General features: G+C 69.2%; 13 protein-coding genes. 9 read left to right on the forward strand and 4 right to left on the reverse strand.

Features of this window, described 5'->3' with window-relative positions; all coding sequences use genetic code 11:
• The first annotated feature begins 216 nt into the window (after positions 1-216).
• On the forward strand, positions 217-1473 hold the full coding sequence (locus tag CM1CMNOD_RS20375; RefSeq protein WP_013875481.1) for a hypothetical protein: 1257 nt from the start codon (positions 217-219) through the stop codon (positions 1471-1473).
• Here the strand turns inward: CM1CMNOD_RS20375 and CM1CMNOD_RS20380 are convergent.
• Positions 1459-1845 (reverse strand): GntR family transcriptional regulator, encoded by a 387-nt coding sequence (locus tag CM1CMNOD_RS20380; RefSeq protein WP_013875482.1) that lies wholly within the window; start codon positions 1843-1845, stop codon positions 1459-1461. The genes CM1CMNOD_RS20375 and CM1CMNOD_RS20380 overlap by 15 nt on opposite strands.
• Before the next feature lie 354 nt (positions 1846-2199).
• On the opposite strand from CM1CMNOD_RS20380, the gene CM1CMNOD_RS20385 reads away from it, so the two are divergent.
• Positions 2200-2739 carry a cysteine hydrolase gene (locus CM1CMNOD_RS20385; protein ID WP_013875483.1) on the forward strand — a complete coding sequence of 180 codons (540 nt, stop codon included), beginning with the start codon at positions 2200-2202 and terminating at the stop codon, positions 2737-2739.
• 530 nt (positions 2740-3269) lie between these two features.
• Here CM1CMNOD_RS20385 and CM1CMNOD_RS20390 read toward each other — a convergent pair.
• Both CM1CMNOD_RS20390 and CM1CMNOD_RS20395 read right to left on the reverse strand, forming a co-directional pair.
• Positions 3270-4655, reverse strand: a complete 1386-nt coding sequence (locus CM1CMNOD_RS20390) for a pyridoxal phosphate-dependent decarboxylase family protein (protein ID WP_013875484.1) — start codon at positions 4653-4655, stop codon at positions 3270-3272.
• Between the two features lie 1339 nt (positions 4656-5994).
• Positions 5995-7278 (reverse strand): adenylosuccinate synthase, encoded by a 1284-nt coding sequence (locus tag CM1CMNOD_RS20395; protein ID WP_013875485.1) that lies wholly within the window; start codon positions 7276-7278, stop codon positions 5995-5997.
• A 218-nt stretch (positions 7279-7496) separates the two neighbouring features.
• Here CM1CMNOD_RS20395 and CM1CMNOD_RS20400 point away from each other — a divergent pair, with 218 nt between their 5' ends.
• The 3 genes from CM1CMNOD_RS20400 to purE all read left to right on the forward strand — a co-directional run bounded on the left by CM1CMNOD_RS20400 (position 7497) and on the right by purE (position 11647).
• Positions 7497-8966, forward strand: coding sequence for a hypothetical protein (locus CM1CMNOD_RS20400; protein ID WP_013875486.1), 1470 nt, complete (start codon positions 7497-7499; stop codon positions 8964-8966).
• 555 nt (positions 8967-9521) lie between these two features.
• On the forward strand, positions 9522-10823 hold the full coding sequence (purD, locus tag CM1CMNOD_RS20405; protein ID WP_013875487.1) for a phosphoribosylamine--glycine ligase: 1302 nt from the start codon (positions 9522-9524) through the stop codon (positions 10821-10823).
• Positions 10824-11119: 296 nt separating this feature from the next.
• Positions 11120-11647: a 5-(carboxyamino)imidazole ribonucleotide mutase gene (gene purE / locus CM1CMNOD_RS20410; RefSeq protein WP_013875488.1), complete on the forward strand. Its 528-nt coding sequence runs from the start codon at positions 11120-11122 to the stop codon at positions 11645-11647.
• 215 nt (positions 11648-11862) lie between these two features.
• Here purE and purB read toward each other — a convergent pair whose 3' ends face one another.
• Positions 11863-13332, reverse strand: a complete 1470-nt coding sequence (purB, locus tag CM1CMNOD_RS20415; protein WP_050803624.1) for an adenylosuccinate lyase — start codon at positions 13330-13332, stop codon at positions 11863-11865.
• A gap of 205 nt (positions 13333-13537) precedes the next feature.
• Between purB and CM1CMNOD_RS20420 the strand changes: the two genes are divergently transcribed.
• The 4 genes from CM1CMNOD_RS20420 to CM1CMNOD_RS20435 form a co-directional block, all read left to right on the forward strand.
• Entirely contained in the window at positions 13538-14458 is a 921-nt protein-coding gene (locus CM1CMNOD_RS20420; RefSeq protein WP_013875490.1) for a phosphoribosylaminoimidazolesuccinocarboxamide synthase, read from the forward strand.
• A 241-nt stretch (positions 14459-14699) separates the two neighbouring features.
• Positions 14700-15599 (forward strand): pantoate--beta-alanine ligase, encoded by a 900-nt coding sequence (gene panC, locus CM1CMNOD_RS20425; RefSeq protein ID WP_013875491.1) that lies wholly within the window; start codon positions 14700-14702, stop codon positions 15597-15599.
• A gap of 2 nt (positions 15600-15601) precedes the next feature.
• Complete coding sequence (gene panD, locus CM1CMNOD_RS20430) at positions 15602-16129, forward strand: aspartate 1-decarboxylase (RefSeq protein ID WP_013875492.1); 528 nt, start codon at positions 15602-15604, stop codon at positions 16127-16129.
• Positions 16126-16992, forward strand: an 867-nt coding sequence (locus CM1CMNOD_RS20435; RefSeq protein WP_131774124.1) for an FAD-dependent oxidoreductase, incomplete at its 3' end; no start/stop codon positions are given. The genes panD and CM1CMNOD_RS20435, both read left to right, overlap by 4 nt.

Raw genomic sequence — 16992 nt, forward strand, 5'->3', positions numbered from 1 at the left:
AGGCGCCGGGGTCCATCTGGCCTAGGTCAAGCTAATCTGGCCTAGGCCAGATGTCAACACTTCGCTTCGGTGGCACGTCCATGAGCTTGGACGTAGTCGAACTGGTGCAGAAGGTGACAAGCTGGGGGGCACCAGTGGGGACAAGGTGTGCCACCAGGGCATGTCACCCCTTCTCGCAGCGCACACTTGGAGCAAGGTTCAGGAAGGAGAACTTCCGTGATCAATGAACTCAGCGTCAGCGGCCAGCGGCCAGCGTGGGCTCGTCGGCTTCGCGAAGAACGGGACGCCCGAGGGTGGTCTCAGAATGACACGGTCAGAGCGCTACGAGCGCACTCGGCTGATAATCTTCCAAGTGACAGTACGCTTTTGCGGAACTGGAAGAGATGGGAATCTGGAGACACGGTCCCGGACGATTTCTATAAGCCCCTCATAGCCAAGACATTCGGCACGGTAACAGCCGCTCTCTTTCCTACTCCGGTGCGCCAGTCCCAGGAAAGAGCCTTGCTTAAGACCGCCGGTATGGGCACTCTGGAGATTGTCTCTCGACTTCGCATGTCCGACGTCAGTGGAAGCACCCTTGACGCACTTGCGATTACTACCGAACGCCTCTGCTCCGAATACGCCTACACGTCATCCGACCAGCTCAGGACAGAAGGACACGCTTGGCTCGGACGCATGACCGGCCTTCTTGACCAGAGACTCACCCTTGCACAGCATCGAGAGTTGCTTGTCCAAGCAGGATGGATCGCGCTACTGGTCGGCTGCGTCGAGTACGACTTGGGCGACAAGCGCGCTGCCGAAGCGACCCGCCGGGCGGCACTGTCCCTGGGGCAGGAAGCCGAACACTCGGGAATCATCGGTTGGGCACATGAAATGCAAGCATGGTATGCGCTTACTCAAGGTGATTACCGGGGTGTTATAGCAGCCAGCGAAGCCGGGCAGATCGCCGCGCCAACGCAAGGCGTGGCCGTCCAACTTGCCGCGCAGAAGGCGAAGGCGTGGGCTCGGATCGGCGATCGCAGACAGGTCGAGGTAGCACTTGACCACGGCCGCACGCTGCTGGAAGGACAGCCGTACCCTTCCAATATCGACAATCACTTTGTCGTAGATCCTGCAAAATATGACTTTTATGTGATGGACTGCTACCGACTTCTCGGAGAAGATCGACTTGCCGAAAGCTATGCACGACAAGTAATCGAAGCGGGCACCGAGTTCGATGGACGCGAGCGATCGCCAATGCGTAACGCCGAAGCTCGAATTACGCTTGGGGTTGTTTCTGCACGTCAAGGAGACGTCGAACTGGCCGTGAGCTACGGGGCACGTGCGCTTGAAGGTGAACGGCAATCTCTACCATCGCTTCTTATGTGCTCTCGGGAGCTGGCGGCTATTCTACGAGACCGTTATACGGATGACCCGAACGCGAATGAATATCTCGACCAGCTACGGGAGATGTCCGCTTTAAAGACGCCGTAGGCGGACGATGAGAATCGGCGATCCCTCATCAATCCCAAGGTGGTGCGCCAATTCTCCCGATGCTTTCAACGTATCGGCAGAGGTTACTTTCATATCACTTGCGAGCTCGACGATAACGGCAAGCTCCGACTCCGCCTTCCGGGGCCCCACAACAACTGCTCCGCTTCGAGGGAGGATTTTAATCAACCCCTCTGACTCAAGAGAAGAAAGAGCGTTTGCCGCCGTCTGTCGAGCGACGTTAAAAGTCGTTGATATATCACGGATCGAGGGCAGGCGATTGTCTGGCGCAAGTTCACCAGTCTGAATCAGGGTACGAAAATGATCGGCAATCCGAGCGTAGGGAGGTGTCTGACCTTCCATCTCGGTCGGCATCTACGCCTTCCCCTCATGTCGGGCGGTCGGCTCATCTTCAAGTGACCACACGGTTGCTAACGACCAAGGGTACCGGCACGTGCCCTCTTCAAGAGCGGCATGACGGCCAAGAGAACTCCAGGCAAGGCCAAGCATGCCTCAGCAGACGGAGATGATCGGTTCGGTGCGGAGTCTACGGAGAGATCATTACCGAGGTGCGTTGTGCACGCCACGCCCGAACGGGACTTCAGTCGGCTCGCCCCCTCCGGACTGAGCGCGGCGCCAAGGCGTCGTGGTCGCCAGGCGCATCATCCCACCCGCGCGGCGCGTCAGAGCAGGACAGATCAACACGAAAGCGGCAGATAGAGGGCGAGGATGAGCGGCAAGTCGTCGGTACTGGTAGTAATCGACGTTCAAAACGGATTCCTGACCGAGCACTCGCAGCCCGTCGTACCGATCATCGTGGATCTTGTCCAACGCTGGCAGGCTGCCGGTCACGACACCGCCTTCACGCGGTACCTCAACTTCCCCGGAAGCCCATACGAACGGCTGATTGGCTGGACCCAGCTATGCGAGTCACCGGCAACGGACATCGTCGATGATCTGATACCCCACGCCACTAAGGCAACCGCAGTGATCGATAAGACGATCTACACCCTCTTCAACGAGGAAGGCGCCGCACTGGTCAAGGAACGCGGTTGGACCGATCTCTACATCTGCGGCATCGACACGAACAGTTGCGTTCTCAAGACGGCTGTGGACGCCTTTGAGCGCGACCTGACACCGTGGATCGTGACAGACGCAAGCGCGAGCCACTCCGGGCCGGAGGTCCACGACGCGGGCATCCTCCTTGCCACCAAGTTCATCGGCCGCCGCCAGCTCGTGACACAAGCCCAGATCCCGATCACTCCCTGATCGGATCTTGCGGACCAGCGATGCGCCGAACGGGACCCCGGCCAGGCCGCCACGCTCCGGACTGCGCGCGGCGCCGGGGCGCCGTGCTCGCCGGGCGCGTCGTCCCAGCTACTCGTCCGGAGCGTCGCGGTAGGAGGGATCGACGGTCTCAGTTCCGGTCTCATTCGTGCTCGTTCGCTGTCGTTCACCGGGCACCGTTCAAGCACCGTGTACCACGCTCGGACCAGCACGAACGGTTGCAAACGAGACATCACAGATCTCGAAAGCGTGTGAGGGGGCAACCCCTCCGTGGGTTCAAATCCCACCTCCACCGCCATCCGTGGGGATCTGTATGCTTGCGCACCTGTCGGCGGATGGCTTTATGCCAGCCGCGGGGGCCAAGCCCCCGCGGACCCCACGGGAAACCTGGTCTCGGTTCTGGTCTCAATTGTCTTCGGAGCCTGGCGCTGGAGGTGGTGTCACGGTCGGTGGACGCGGTGAGCTGATGGGAAGCGGGCCGGTCATGTCCGGTCAGGGCATGTCGTGTCCGGTCAGGCCATGCTGCCCAGGATGGCGGCGATGTCAGCCGGTTCGGTGCACGGGTTGACGATCGCGAAACGAGTCACCGTCTCTCCCTCGTGGACGGTCGGGGTAACAAAGGCAAAACCCGCCCGCAACAGTTTCTCCGTCCATTCGTAGTAATTTTCCGGCGTCCAGTTCAGGCGGCGCAGAACAACTACGGAAAGCTGCGGCTCACGCACGAGCTCCACATAGGGCAGCGCCCTTATCTGATCAGCCGCGGCCCGGGCGGTGGCCAGTGACTTCTCCACGGCGGCGCCATAGGCGCGGGTACCGTGCGTGGCAAGCGAGAACCAGAAGGGCAGGCCGCGCGCACGCCGTGAGAGACCGATCGCGTAGTCCGCGGGGTTCCAGTCGTCAGCGGTTTCGAGGACCTCGAGGTAACCCGCTTTCTGGGCGTGCGCCGCGCGCGCCAGCGCCGGCTCCCGGTAAATCAGCGCGCAGGCGTCGAACGGAGCGAACAGCCATTTGTGTGGATCGACGATGAAAGAATCCGCGTCAGCTGTCCCGGCAAAGAGGTGGCGGACGGATTCCGCGGCCAGCGCGGCCAGTCCGTACGCCCCGTCGACATGTGCCCACAGGTCTCGCTCGTGGGCTACGTCGACAATTCCGCGGATGTCGTCGACGATACCGAACTGGGTGGTACCGGCCGTCGCCACGACGGCGAACACGCTGTCGCGGACATCAGGGTCCGCGGTGTCCAGGGCGTGGGCCAGCGCGGGGCCGGTGAGGCGGCCCTCGGCGTCCGCCGGGACCACCAGGAGCTCCGCGCCCATGACTCGGGCGGCGGCCTCGACCGAGGAGTGCGCCTCGGCGCCGCAGGCGATACGCCACACGGTGGGCCGGCCGCCAGCCGGGGCGGCACCGCCCCGCGTCTGCATCCGGTATCTGGCCGCGACGAGCGCGGAGAGGTTCCCGATCGTCCCGCCCTGGACGAAGACCCCGCCGGCCTCGGGCGGAAAACCGGCGAGATCGGAAAGCCAGCGCAGTGCCTGGTTTTCCGCGTGCACGGCACCGGCGCCCTCCAGCCAGCTTCCCGCGTACACGGACGAAGCCCCGACGACGAGGTCGAAAAGTATCGCCGCCTTGGTGGGCGCCGCCGGTATGAACGAGAGGTTGCGGGGATGGTCGACCGAAATGCACGCTCGGGAGAGCAGTTCGTCAAAAATCCGGAGCGCTTCGACGCCACCGATACCGTCGGGAGTTATTGTCTCCCCCACTGCGGTGGTCAGCTCCGCGCGTGAGTGGGTACCGTCCAGTGGAACGGGATTGAGACGTAGTCGCTCCCGCGCATAGTTGACGACGGCCTGGGTCAGAATCTCGCTGTCAACATCATAGCGGTGCACGAACTCGAGCATACCCGGGCCCGCCCGAGTTTACGGACATCACGATATGGCGACGGTGCGCAGCCGGCGCCTCCGGATACGCAGGTCGAAACATATCGAAAACAATGCCGACCGGTGCGGGTCACACAGTTGTGCACGGTAAGGGGATTGGCGCCGACCGCATCAATATGTCCGTCACCCGCACCGGGAGGATTCCGGGCCAGCAACGGAGTCCAGGCACGCGGACCGGCGCGTAAGGCATCGGTCGTGTGACCATGCGTGGTACGCCGTCGATGACACGTGTCATCGACGGCTGGCACCGACTGTAGATACCCGGAGAAGATCGTCGTATGTTTGTCGTTGTGTACGCTTACGCGACCGAAAAGCGTACACAACGACAAAATCGTCCAGATCATGGTCTGTGCGGGTGGCCACGCTGACGGTGCCCGTCTCCGCCGGAGACGGGCCGAAGCCACCCGCCGAGGACGGCCGCATCCACGACGGGGCGGGACGCGACGGTCGGCCAGCCGGTCAGCCACGGCCACGGCCACGGGGCGGTCAACGTCAGGCGGACGTCCTTACCGCTCTGCCACGGACCGGCGGTCCCGGGGCCACTGGAGATCACCAGCATGGTCACGCAGCCGGCTGCGGCGGACGCCGGCCGTGCACCCGGCCGCCTCGTCCTCTTCCGCGGTGCCCCTGCCCACAGCGTCCGTCGCCACGGCAGCCCTGGGGCCGGTCTACCTCGCCATGGCGGCCTGCTGCCATGGCGACCCCGGCCGCGCCCCCTCGCCAGACCCATCTGCCGCCACGAAGGTCGCCCTCGCGGCAGCGGATGGGTTCGCGGCGGTGGTCGAGCCTGCGCTCAGACGTCCTGCCTGCTCCGCCTGCGGATGAGGAAACCGCCACCGGCAACTGCGGCCAGCAGGGCGACCAGAGCGAAACGCTTCATTGCGTACCTCCACGATGCGAACGAAGGGTATACGGAACACTCCCACACCTACGGCCGTCCCCGCTCGGCTCAGCCCCGTGCGGGAGGACGGGCGGAAGCACACCGGGCAGACAGCCGAACGGAAGATCGGCTGTCTGCCGAGCCTGAGCATGCCACGTCCGTAGCCACTTCGGCAGTAGGCAGCCTCGGATGTCGGTCATCATACGGAGCAATTTTTTCGCTCTTCAAGAGATCGTCTCACTCGCCCGCGCGGGGAACTGTCGTGGTCGCGCCAGCTCCGGCCGGGCCGGTCTCGGCACGAGGCACGAGGCACGAGGCACGAGGCACGAGGCACGAGGCACGAGGCACGAGGCACGAGGCACGAGGCACGATACGTCCACCCTGACGGGGAGCCGTACAGCCTCCGGCCGGGCCGGCCAGTCAGACGAGATCACGAATGGAGATCGTCTGGTTCCGGCCGGGGCCGACCCCGACGGCCGCCACCGGCGCGCCGGCCAGCTCCTCAAGCGTTCGGACGTAGTCGCGGGCGGCCTTCGGCAGATCGTCGAACGACGACGCCCGCGAGATGTCCTCACCCCAGCCGGGAAGCTCCTCGTAGATCGGTCTGGCGTGGTGGAACTCGGTCTGCGTCATCGGCATCTCGTCGTGTCGCACCCCGTGGACGTCGTACGCCACGCAGACCGGTACCCGGTCGAAGCCGGACAGCACGTCCAGCTTGGTCAGGAAGAGGTCGGTCAGCCCGTTCACGCGCACCGCGTAACGGGCGATCACCGCGTCGAACCAGCCGGTACGCCGGGCCCGGCCGGTGGTCACGCCGAACTCGCCGCCGGCGGCGCGCAACTCGTCGCCGACCTTGTCGGTGAGCTCGGTCGGGAACGGCCCGGAGCCGACCCTGGTCGTGTAGGCCTTGCAGATGCCGATCACCCGGGTGATCCTTGTCGGCCCGATACCCGAACCGGCCGCGGCCCCGCCCGCGGTCGGGTTCGACGACGTGACGAAAGGATAGGTCCCGTGGTCGACGTCGAGGAGGGTGCCCTGGGAGCCTTCCAGGAGCACGACTTGGCCGTCCCGTAACGCCCTGTCGAGCACGAGGCCGGTGTCGGCGATGTGCGGCCCGAGCCGCTGCGCGTACACGCTGTACTCGTCGACGACCTTGTCCACCTCAAGGGCGCGCCGGTTGTAAATCTTGGTCAGGATCTGGTTCTTCTCCCGCAGCGCAAGCTCCAGCTTCGCGCGAAAGATCCCGGGATCGAGCAGGTCCTGGACGCGGATGCCGGTCCGGGCGATCTTGTCGCCGTAGGTCGGGCCTATCCCGCGGCCGGTGGTCCCGATCCGCGCCTTACCGAGATAACGTTCGGTAACTTTATCGAGCGCTCGGTGATGAGGCATGATCAGATGCGCGTTCGCGCTGATCAGCAGCTGGGAGACGTCGATGCCGCGGGCGCGCAGCCCGTCCATCTCCTGGAGCAGGACACCGGGATCCACGACCACACCATTGCCGATCACCGGCACGCAGTCCGCGCGCAGCACGCCGCTGGGGATCAGGTGCAGGGCATAGCTTTCCGTACCGATGACAACGGTATGTCCGGCATTGTTACCCCCCTGATACCGGACGACGAAGTCGACCGCCCCGCCGAGCAGGTCGGTCGCCTTTCCTTTGCCCTCATCGCCCCACTGGGCGCCGATCAGCACGAGCGCAGGCACCGGGTGAGGTTACCTGGCCCACCCGACTCGGGGATGTCACATCGCCGACGGAATACGGCAAGATCTTCAGAGCGGTCATTGCGGACGCCTGCCCACAGGCGTCACCAAACTCCCGTCCGCACCGATCATCCCTCTGGGAGTCCACTTGCATTACTGAGGGTTACTGTGGAGTCTGTATTTCGGTAAGGCGGATAGTCGATCGGGACGGGGGTGTCACGGTGGCTGCTGTCACCGCCCGCTCCGTGGGCGCCGAGGGCTCCGGCCCGCACGCCAGCCAGAACGCCAGCACAGCGCGGGACATGGCAGCCGGCCAGCCGCCCGCCGCCGACGCGGCCGCGGCCAAGCCGTCCGAGCCGGCACGACCGTCCGCCCAGTCGGACCGACCCGGGCAGCCAGAACGGTCGACACCTACAGTGACAACACCGACAGTTACATCGGCCGCATCGGCCACCGACCGGGCTGTCGCGGGCCCACCCGAACAGGAGCCGCAGGAGCCGGTGGACGATGGTCCGGTGGACGGCGACCCGCCGCGCCGCGGCTACCCGGTGAAGCACAGCAGTCCCGTGAACGGCGGCAGCCCCCTGAACGGCGACAACACGGCGAACGGCGACAACCCGGCGGGACGCGGCAACACCGTGAACGGCGGCAGCCCGGTGAACGGCAGGCCGTCCGAGGCGGCCGCGTCGAGTGGTGACTCCGTGCCGCCGCCCGGCTCCGCCGAGGGCACCCAGCCGACCGTGCCGGACGACAGGCGGCCCCCCACCCGTCCCGGCCCCGACGGCCGCCGGCTGGAACCCGACATCCCACGGGTTGGCCTGCCGCGCGCTGGCAGGCCAGCGGCAGGCAGCGCGTCCGCTCCAGCCGCTCCGGCCGGCCCCGTCGGTTCCCTGCCGGCCCATCGGACGCCGGTGGCGCACGCCGCCGGCCTGGTCACCCGGCCGCAGGCGGTGCGGCAGAGCGTCGGCGCGCACGCCCGGCCGGTCGGCTTCTCGCCCATCGGCGACGTACCTCCCGCCGGCCTGGTGGAGGTTGTCGTTCGCGGCAGCTACGCCATCCGCAGCGCCAACCGGGCCGAGGAGCAGCGCCGCAGGCGGGCGGACGCCGTCGCCACCCACGTGGACAGGCAGATCGCCGAGTTCCTCGCCATCTGCGCAGCCCAGGGCCTCTCACCTAACGTGAGCGTTCGTCTGCTTCCGCAACGTCTGCCCCCACCGGTGGCCCGCGGTGGGCGCCGACGGCAGCCCGCGGATCCGGTGCCGCTCCCGATCCCGGCTCCCACCGAGGCCGGCCCGGCCGGGCACGACACAGCCGGGCGGCCCTCGACGGAGATCACCAATGACGGGAGCGAGGGCGGGAAGACCGGTCGGCGCGGTTCCGGTCCGGCCAGGGACCGTCGGCGCGGCCGGCACGCCGCGTCACCGCTGGTCTGGCCGGTGTTGTACTGGCGTAACGAGGAGTTCCCGTACACGGGCCGCTGCCTGCACCTTTTCGTCGACCGCGACGGGCGGACCTTCGAGGGCCGGGACGACCCGGGAACCCTCTACGCCCTGGGCCGCGATGTCCGGGTGTGGCCGGTGGACGTCCACGCGGTCGTCGGGGCCATGGCCGAGGTGGACGCCCGGCGATGCGCGCAGCAGGTGGTGTACGGCCTGGCACACACGCTGTGGTGTGCTGGTGTCCTCCTGTAGACGCACCCGTAGACGTACGCGCCCGCGGGCGTAGGGCGGACGCCGTGGCCGGTCAGGACACACCACCGTCCGCGCGGGCCCCGACAGGCGTCCGGGCATCCGTCACGAACCGTGTTCGATTCCATCCGGATCGCTTCCAGGTATCGCACCGTGAGCACGTCCCGCGGCCGGGCCGGGCCGGAAAGTTGATCGCGGTGAGCGCTACCCTGTACCGCGTGCCCTCCCATACTGGTTCCCACGCAGGGCCCGTGACCGCGCGCACAGCCAGCCGGGGCGCGGCCGGCCGCCGACCACCGGTCGGGCAGGTGGCAGTCCGACAGATGGCAACGGCCGCTCTGGCCGCGGCGACCGCTCCAGCGGCAGTTCGTCCCGCGGCGGTTCGTCCCGCGGCGGTTCGTCCCGCGGCAACGGCCGCTCCGGCGGTAGCCGCTCGTCCTGCGGCAGCCGCCCGTTCAGCGGCAGTGGCTGGTTCAGCGGCAGCCGCTCGTCCAGTGGTGATGGTTCGTTCAGCGACGGTGACCGGCCCGGCGGCGGCAGTGGGTAACGGGTGACACGGTGAAGGTACTCGTCGTCGGCTCCGGTGGCCGGGAGCATGCCCTGTGCCGGGCGCTGTCGCGCGACCCGGCCGTGAGCTCGATCGTCTGCGCCCCGGGCAACGCCGGCACCGCGGACCTCGCCGAGCCACGTCCGCTTGACGTCGGCGACCCGGACGCCGTCGCGGCCCTCGCGCAGAGCGTCCAGGCCGATCTGACCATCATCGGGCCGGAGGTTCCCCTGGTCGCAGGGGCAGCCGACGAGCTGCGGGCCCGCGGGCTGACCTGCTTCGGGCCGTCCGCCGCGGCCGCGCGCCTGGAGGGCAGCAAGGCGTTCGCCAAGGACGTGATGCGCGCCGCGGGCGTCCCGACCGCGGCCGCCCGCGACCACACCGAGATCGAGCCGGCCCTGGCCGACCTCGACGAGTTCGGCCCGCCCTACGTCGTCAAGTACGACGGGCTGGCCGCCGGCAAGGGCGTCACCGTGACGACCGACCGGGCGGAGGCGGTGGCGGCCGTGCGGTCCTGCCTACGCCGGGCGGACGACCGGGTCGTGATCGAGGAGTACCTGGACGGCCCCGAGGTCTCGCTGTTCGCGATCGTCACGGAGGCCGGCACGGTCGTGCCGCTGCTGCCCGCGCAGGACCACAAACGGGTCGGGGACGGCGACACCGGGCCGAACACCGGCGGGATGGGTGCCTACGCGCCGCTGCCGTGGGCGCCGCCCGGGCTCGTCCCCGAGGTCGTCGACACGGTGGTCAGACCCGTGGTGGACGAGATGGCCCGCCGCGGCACGCCATTCTCCGGCCTGCTCTACGCCGGTCTCGCGCTGACCTCCCGCGGGGTGCGGGTCGTGGAGTTCAACGTCCGGTTCGGCGACCCCGAGGTGCAGGCGATCCTGGCGCTGCTGGCCACGCCGCTGACCGACGTGCTGTCGGGCCGCCGGGCGCCGACGTGGCGCTCCGGCGCGGCGGTCACGGTGGTCGTTGCCGCTTCCGGCTACCCACAGTCACCAAAAGTCGGTGATCCGATCAGTGGTCTCGCCGCCGCGCAGGCCCTCACCGGCGTGGACATCCTGCATGCGGGCACCCGCCGGGACGCCGACGGCAGGATCGTGTCGTCCGGTGGACGTGTACTGTGCGTAACGGCAATCGGGTCACATCTTGAGGCCGCGAGAGGTTCGGCCTACGAGGCGATCAGCCGTCTGTCGCTGGCCGGAGCACACTACCGGACCGACATCGGCGACCTGACCCGTATCGGCGCCCCGACCTGGCAGGCCGCACCCGGCGGCGGGGCCAGCGGGTCGGCGGAGCGAGGTCCCTGACCAGACAGATCAGCACAGCCGGGCCGTGGGATCCGGAAGACGCGGCGGATGCGGGAGATCCGGATCCGCGCGAATTCCGGATCCCGGCCATGGGGGCCAAGGAGAACCATGGGAGCCACGGGGGCGCAACCGCTGACACCCGCGTCGCCGGCATCCGCCACGTCCGGTGTGTCCGCCCGTCCGGGGACGGCCGTAGGACGCCGGGTGGGTGATGCCCCTCCGGGCTCCAGCGGCCGGTCCGCCAGTCGTCCACCTACGATCAGCCAGTCGTTCAGAAGGTGAGTGAGCAGGCAGGTATGAGCGAGATTTCTCGGAACGACCCGAACGCACGGTCACCAAAGGTGGCCATCGTCTACGGCTCCCCTTCGGACGCCCAGACGATGAGCAAGGCCGGCGCGACTCTGGAGCGCTTCGGCGTCCCCTACGAGCAGGTGTCGGTGTCGGCTCACCGCTCCCCCCGCACCCTCGCGGAATACGTGGACGAGCTGGCCGCCCGCGGCATCGCGGTCGTCATCGCCGGCGCCGGGCTCGCCGCCGCCCTGCCCGGATCCGTTGCCGCGCTCACCACACTGCCCGTGATCGGCGTCCCGATCACGGGTGGGGCGCTGGACGGCATGGACTCCCTGCTCGCCATCGTGCAGATGCCGCCGGGGGTGCCGGTCGCCACGGTGGGGCTGAACAACTCCACGAACGCCGCCGTGCTGGCCACCCAGATCCTCGCCCTGAGCGACCCCGGGCTGCGGGCTCTGCTCACGGCGTTCAAGGACGACTTCGAGAAGGCCGCCGCCGCGGGCCTCGAGGAGGCGCTGGCCCCCGACCGCTGACCGACCGGGCCATCTCCCGGCGAGTCCCCGGCACCTCGGCGTATCCCGCCTGCCCGGCGTACCCCTGCCAGATGGCCTGCGCCGGGCAGGCGGCCGTGTTCGCCCGCCACATCAGATGATCATTTCGGACGGGCCCCGGTCAGACGGTTCCCGCCGGGCGGGCGCGTCTCACCCGCCCGGCGTGTCCCTGCCGGCGAGCGTCCCACCGGCAGCCGTCACAGGATCGGCTCGGGGGTGTAGGCGGCGGCGTCCGGGTAGCGGCTGACGATGCCGTCCACCTGGGCGCAGAAGGCCGCGACCTGCGCCCGGGCCGCTCCGGTGAACGTCAGCGGCTCGGCCAGCACCGACGACAGCTCGGCCGTGTCCAGGCCCAGCCGGTCGTCGCCGGCCAGCCGGGCCAGCAGGTCGTTGTGCTCCGCCCCCTTCTCCCGCAGGGCGAGGGCGACCGCGACCGCGTGCTCCCGGATGACCTCGTGGGCTCTCTCCCTCCCGACGCCCCGGCGCACGGCGGCCATCAGGATCTTCGTCGTGGCCAGGAACGGCAGGTTGCGGTCCAGCTCCCGGGCGATCACAGCCGGATAGGCCCCGAAGTCGTCCAGGACGGTCAGGAACGTCTCGTACAGCCCGTCGGCGGCGAAGAACGCGCCGGGCAGCGCCACCCTGCGCACGACCGAGCAGGACACATCCCCCTCGTTCCACTGGTTCCCGGCAAGCTCGCCGGTCATGGCGGCGAAGCCGCGCAGCACCACCGACAGGCCGCCGACCCGCTCGCAGGACCGGGTGTTCATCTTGTGCGGCATCGCGCTCGAGCCGACCTGGCCGGCGGCGAAACCCTCGGTGGCCAGCTCGTGGCCGGCCATCAGCCGGATGGTCGTGGCGAGGCTCGCAGGCCCGGCCACGGCCTGGACCAGCGCGGTGACGATCTCGAAGTCGAGCGACCGCGGGTAGACCTGGCCCACGCTGGTCAGCACCCGGCTGAAGCCGAGGAAGCCGGCGATCCGCCGCTCCAGCTCGGAGAACCTGGCTTCGTCCCCGCCGAGCAGGTCGAGCATGTCCTGACCGGTCCCGACCGGGCCCTTGATCCCGCGCAGCGGGTAGCGCTCCAGGGTGTCCTCGACCCGCTCGAAGGCGGCCAGCAGCTCCTGCCCGGCGGAGGCGAACCGCTTACCGAGCGTGGTCGCCTGCGCGGGGACGTTGTGGCTGCGCCCGGTGATCACCAGCGAGTCGTGCTCGGCGGCCAGCCGGGCCAGCCGGGCCAGCGCCGCGACCATGCGCCCCCGGATCAGCGCGAGCGAGCTGCGCACCTGCAGTTGTTCGACGTTCTCGGTGAGGTCGCGTGACGTCATGCCCTTGTGCACGTGCTCGTGGCCGGCGAGGGCGTTGAACTCCTCGATGCGGGCCTTGACGTCGTGGCGCCGCAGCCGCTCCCGCCGGGCTATCGAGGCCAGGTCCACCTCGGTGAGGACCCGCTCGTAGTCCTCGATCACGCCGGCGGGCAGCTCCAGGCCGAGATCCCGCTGGGCGCGCAGCACCGCCAGCCACAGCCTGCGCTCCGCGACCACCTTGCTCTCCGGCGACCACAGCCGCCGGATCTCCGCCGAGGCGTAACGGGTGGCCAGGACGTCGGGAACCTCGGGGGGCTCGGGGGCGGTAGGAGGTGCGGGGGCCGCGTGCTCGGTTGCCATACCGGCCATCGTGCCCGACAACCGCGCCCGAATCCCCGGCCCGGAAACCCTACCCGGCCGTGACGTCGCGTTACCGGCCCGAACATCCCGGCGGGACGGGAGCATCCGGCCACCGGCCACCGGCCACCGGCCGCTATGCCGCGTCACCGACTGGGACGTCCTGATTGCCGGCGAAGAGGCCCGGCGCATCGCATACGGTCGAGGCATGCCACTGACGCACGAGGAGTTCGCCGGGCTGACCCACCTGGGGTCGGGCAAGGTACGCGAGATGTTCGCGGTCGGTGACGACGCGGTTCTCCTGGTCGCCAGCGACCGGATCTCCGCCTTCGACGTGGTCCTGCCCACCGAGATACCGGACAAGGGCGCCGTCCTCACCGGCCTGTCGCTGTGGTGGTTCGACCAGCTCGCGGATCTCGTACCGTCCCATGTGATCAGCACCGACGTGGCCGAGTACCCCGACGAACTCGCCCCCTACGCCGAGCAACTGCGCGGCCGGTCGATGCTGTGCCGGCGGCTGGCCATGGTGCCGATCGAGTGCGTCGCCCGCAGCTACCTCACCGGCAGCGGGCTGAAGGACTACCAGCGCACCGGCGAGGTCAGCGGCCACGCGCTGCCCGCCGGCCTCGTCGACGGCAGCCGGCTACCCGCGACGATCTACACCCCGTCGACGAAGGCGCCGATCGGCGAGCACGACGAGAACATCAGCCGGGCGCAGGCCGCCTCCCAGGTGGGCTCCGAGGTTGCCGCCGAGCTGGAGAAACTCACCCTGTCGATCTTTGAGCGGGCGGTCGCCGTGGCCGCCGAACGCGGCATCATCGTCGCCGACACCAAGTTCGAGTTCGGCCACGACGCCGACGGCGTCCTGCGGCTGGGCGACGAGGTGCTGACCCCGGACTCGTCCCGGTTCTGGCCCGCCGAGCAGTGGCGGCCCGGCGGCTCCCAGCCGTCCTATGACAAGCAGTTCATCCGCGACTACCTGGCGTCCACCGGCTGGGATCGGACCGCTCCCGGCCCACAGCTTCCGCCGGAGGTGGTCGAGGCCACCCGGGCCCGCTACGTCGAGGCGTACGAACGCCTCACCGGCACCTCCTTCGCCGACTACGTCGCCGCCGCGCAGGCCCGGTAGGCGTCTCTCGGGCAGGCGTTTCAGAACATCCGTCCCGGGCCCGGCGTCTCGGGCCCGGGAGGCGTACTCTCAGCCCTCCGGGTCGCGCCGCCGTCAGTCGGAACCTTCCGCCGGTGGCCAACGGACGCGACCGCCAGCCGCTGACACATGTGCGGTACGTGACAGGCGTGCACGCGCGATCGCGTTCGGGTTAGGCTGGCGCGCGACGTCCGGTACCCCTACGAGGACTGGAACGACATTGATGGCCACATCCGCAACCGCGGCTTCGCTACGCCCCCGATCGCCCGACGACGGGGAGCCGGAGCTGGCCCAGAGCCGCGCAGAACTCGATTCGCTACTCGATACGTCACCCTTAGCAGCGAATGCTACACGAGCTGTCGTCATGACGATGGGCGCGTTGCATGCCGGGCATACCGAGCTGATCCGCACCGCCCGGGCCCGCGCGGACCAGCTGATCGTCACGATCTTCGTGAACCCGTTGCAGTTCGGCCCCCGGGAAGATCTCTCCCGCTACCCCCGGACGCTCGACGCCGACCTGCGGCTGTGCGGCCGCGAAGGCGTGGACATCGTCTTCGCCCCGCCGATCGTGCACGAAACCCCGCCGCTCGTCCGGGTCAGCGCCGGCCCGCTCGGCGAGATACTGGAGGGCGCCAGCCGCCCCGGACACTTCGACGGCGTCCTCACGATCGTCGCGACCCTGCTCCACCTGACCCGGCCGCACCTGGCCTTCTTCGGCAAGAAGGACGCCCAGCAGCTCGTCCTCGTCCGGCGGATGGTGCACGACCTGGCCTTCCCGACCGAGATCGTCGCGGTGCCGACGGTACGGGCCCCGGACGGGCTGGCGCTGTCCAGCCGCAACGCCTACCTGACCACCCACCAGCGCGGCAGCGTGCTCGCGCTGCCGCGGGCGCTCGCCGTCGGGGTGAGCGTCGCCGACGAAGGCGCGGACGTGGTGCTGGCCGCCGCCAGCGAGGTGCTCGCCGCCGAGCCGGGCGTCAGGGCGGACTACCTGAGGCTGGCAAGTCCCGACGATCTGGCACCGGTACGTATCGGCCAGGCGCTACTGCTGGTCGCGGCCCGGGTTGGCACCACCCGGCTGATCGACAACATCGAGCTCACGCTGCCCGGGGAGGACGGCTGACCGTGTTCCGGACCATGCTCAAATCGAAGATCCACCGCGCCACGGTCACCCAGGCCGATCTGCACTACGTCGGCTCCGTCACGATCGACGCCGACCTGATGGCGGACGCGGACCTGCTCCCCGGCGAGCAGGTCACGATCGTCGACATCGACAACGGTGCCCGGCTGGAGACCTACGCGATCGCGGGTCCGCCCGGCAGCGGGATCATCGGGATCAACGGCGCGGCAGCCCGGCTCGTCCACCCCGGAGATCTTGTGATCATCCTGGCGTACGCGGTCATGGCCGACGCCGAGGCCCGTCGGTTCACCCCGCGGGTGCTGTTCGTGGACGCCGCCAACCGGATCGTCGCCCGCGGCCAGGATCCGGCGGCGGCGATCCCGGACGACCCCTCCAGCCTGCGCGGGGACATCGTCCAGCCGCTGTCGGTCCCGCCGCTGTCCGCCGACGGGGCAAGAGCCGAGCGGAGGGCGCCCCGGCACGAGCCGGACGGCGGGCGGACGGCCACGGTCGGCACGCGGATCCGTTCATGATCTTCCTGCCCTGCCGGCTCGGGGCATCCCGACCGGGCTGGGCACTCGACGCCGACATCGTGGTGATCGGGTCGGGGATCGCGGGGCTCAGCGCCGTCCTGCACGCCCGCGCGGCCGTGCCCGCCGGCCGGGTCCTGCTGGTCACGAAGGCACACCTGGACGAGGGGTCGACCCGTTGGGCGCAGGGCGGCATCGCCGCGGCGCTCGCCCCGGAGGACTCCCCCGAGGATCACCTGGCCGACACCCTGACCGCCGGGGTCGGGCTGTGCGACGTCGACGCCGTGCGGATCCTGGTCACCGAGGGGCCGGCGCGGGTGCGGGAGCTGGCCGAGCTGGGCGCCGCGTTCGACCGGGACGGCTCCACCGGCGGGTTCGCGCTGACCCGCGAGGGCGGCCACCTGCGCAACCGGATCGTGCACGCGGGCGGCGACGCCACCGGCCTGGAGGTCGAACGGGCCCTCATCGCGGCGGTGCGCGCGGACCCGGGCGTCGAGGTGATCGAGCACGCGCTCGTCCTCGACCTGCTGCTGGACGCCGACGGCAACACCGCCGGGGTGACCCTGCACGTCCTGGGCGAGGGCAGTAAGGACGGGGTGGGCGCGGCCGCCGCCCGCGCGGTGATCCTCGCCACCGGCGGGATGGGGCAGGTCTTCGCCGCCACCACGAACCCGCCGGTGTCCACCGGGGACGGTGTGGCGCTGGCGCTGCGCGCCGGCGCGGTCGTCACCGACCTGGAGTTCGTCCAGTTCCATCCGACCGCGTTGTGGCTGGTCCCGCCGTCGACGGAAGCGGCCACGCGACCGGGGGCGGGGGCGGGCCCGGGGACCGGTGCGCCCGCGCCACCCGGCTCCGGCCAGCAGCCG

It is taken from the genome of Protofrankia symbiont of Coriaria myrtifolia (genome assembly GCF_900634755.1).
Taxonomy (GTDB): Bacteria; Actinomycetota; Actinomycetes; order Frankiales; family Frankiaceae; genus Protofrankia; species Protofrankia coriariae.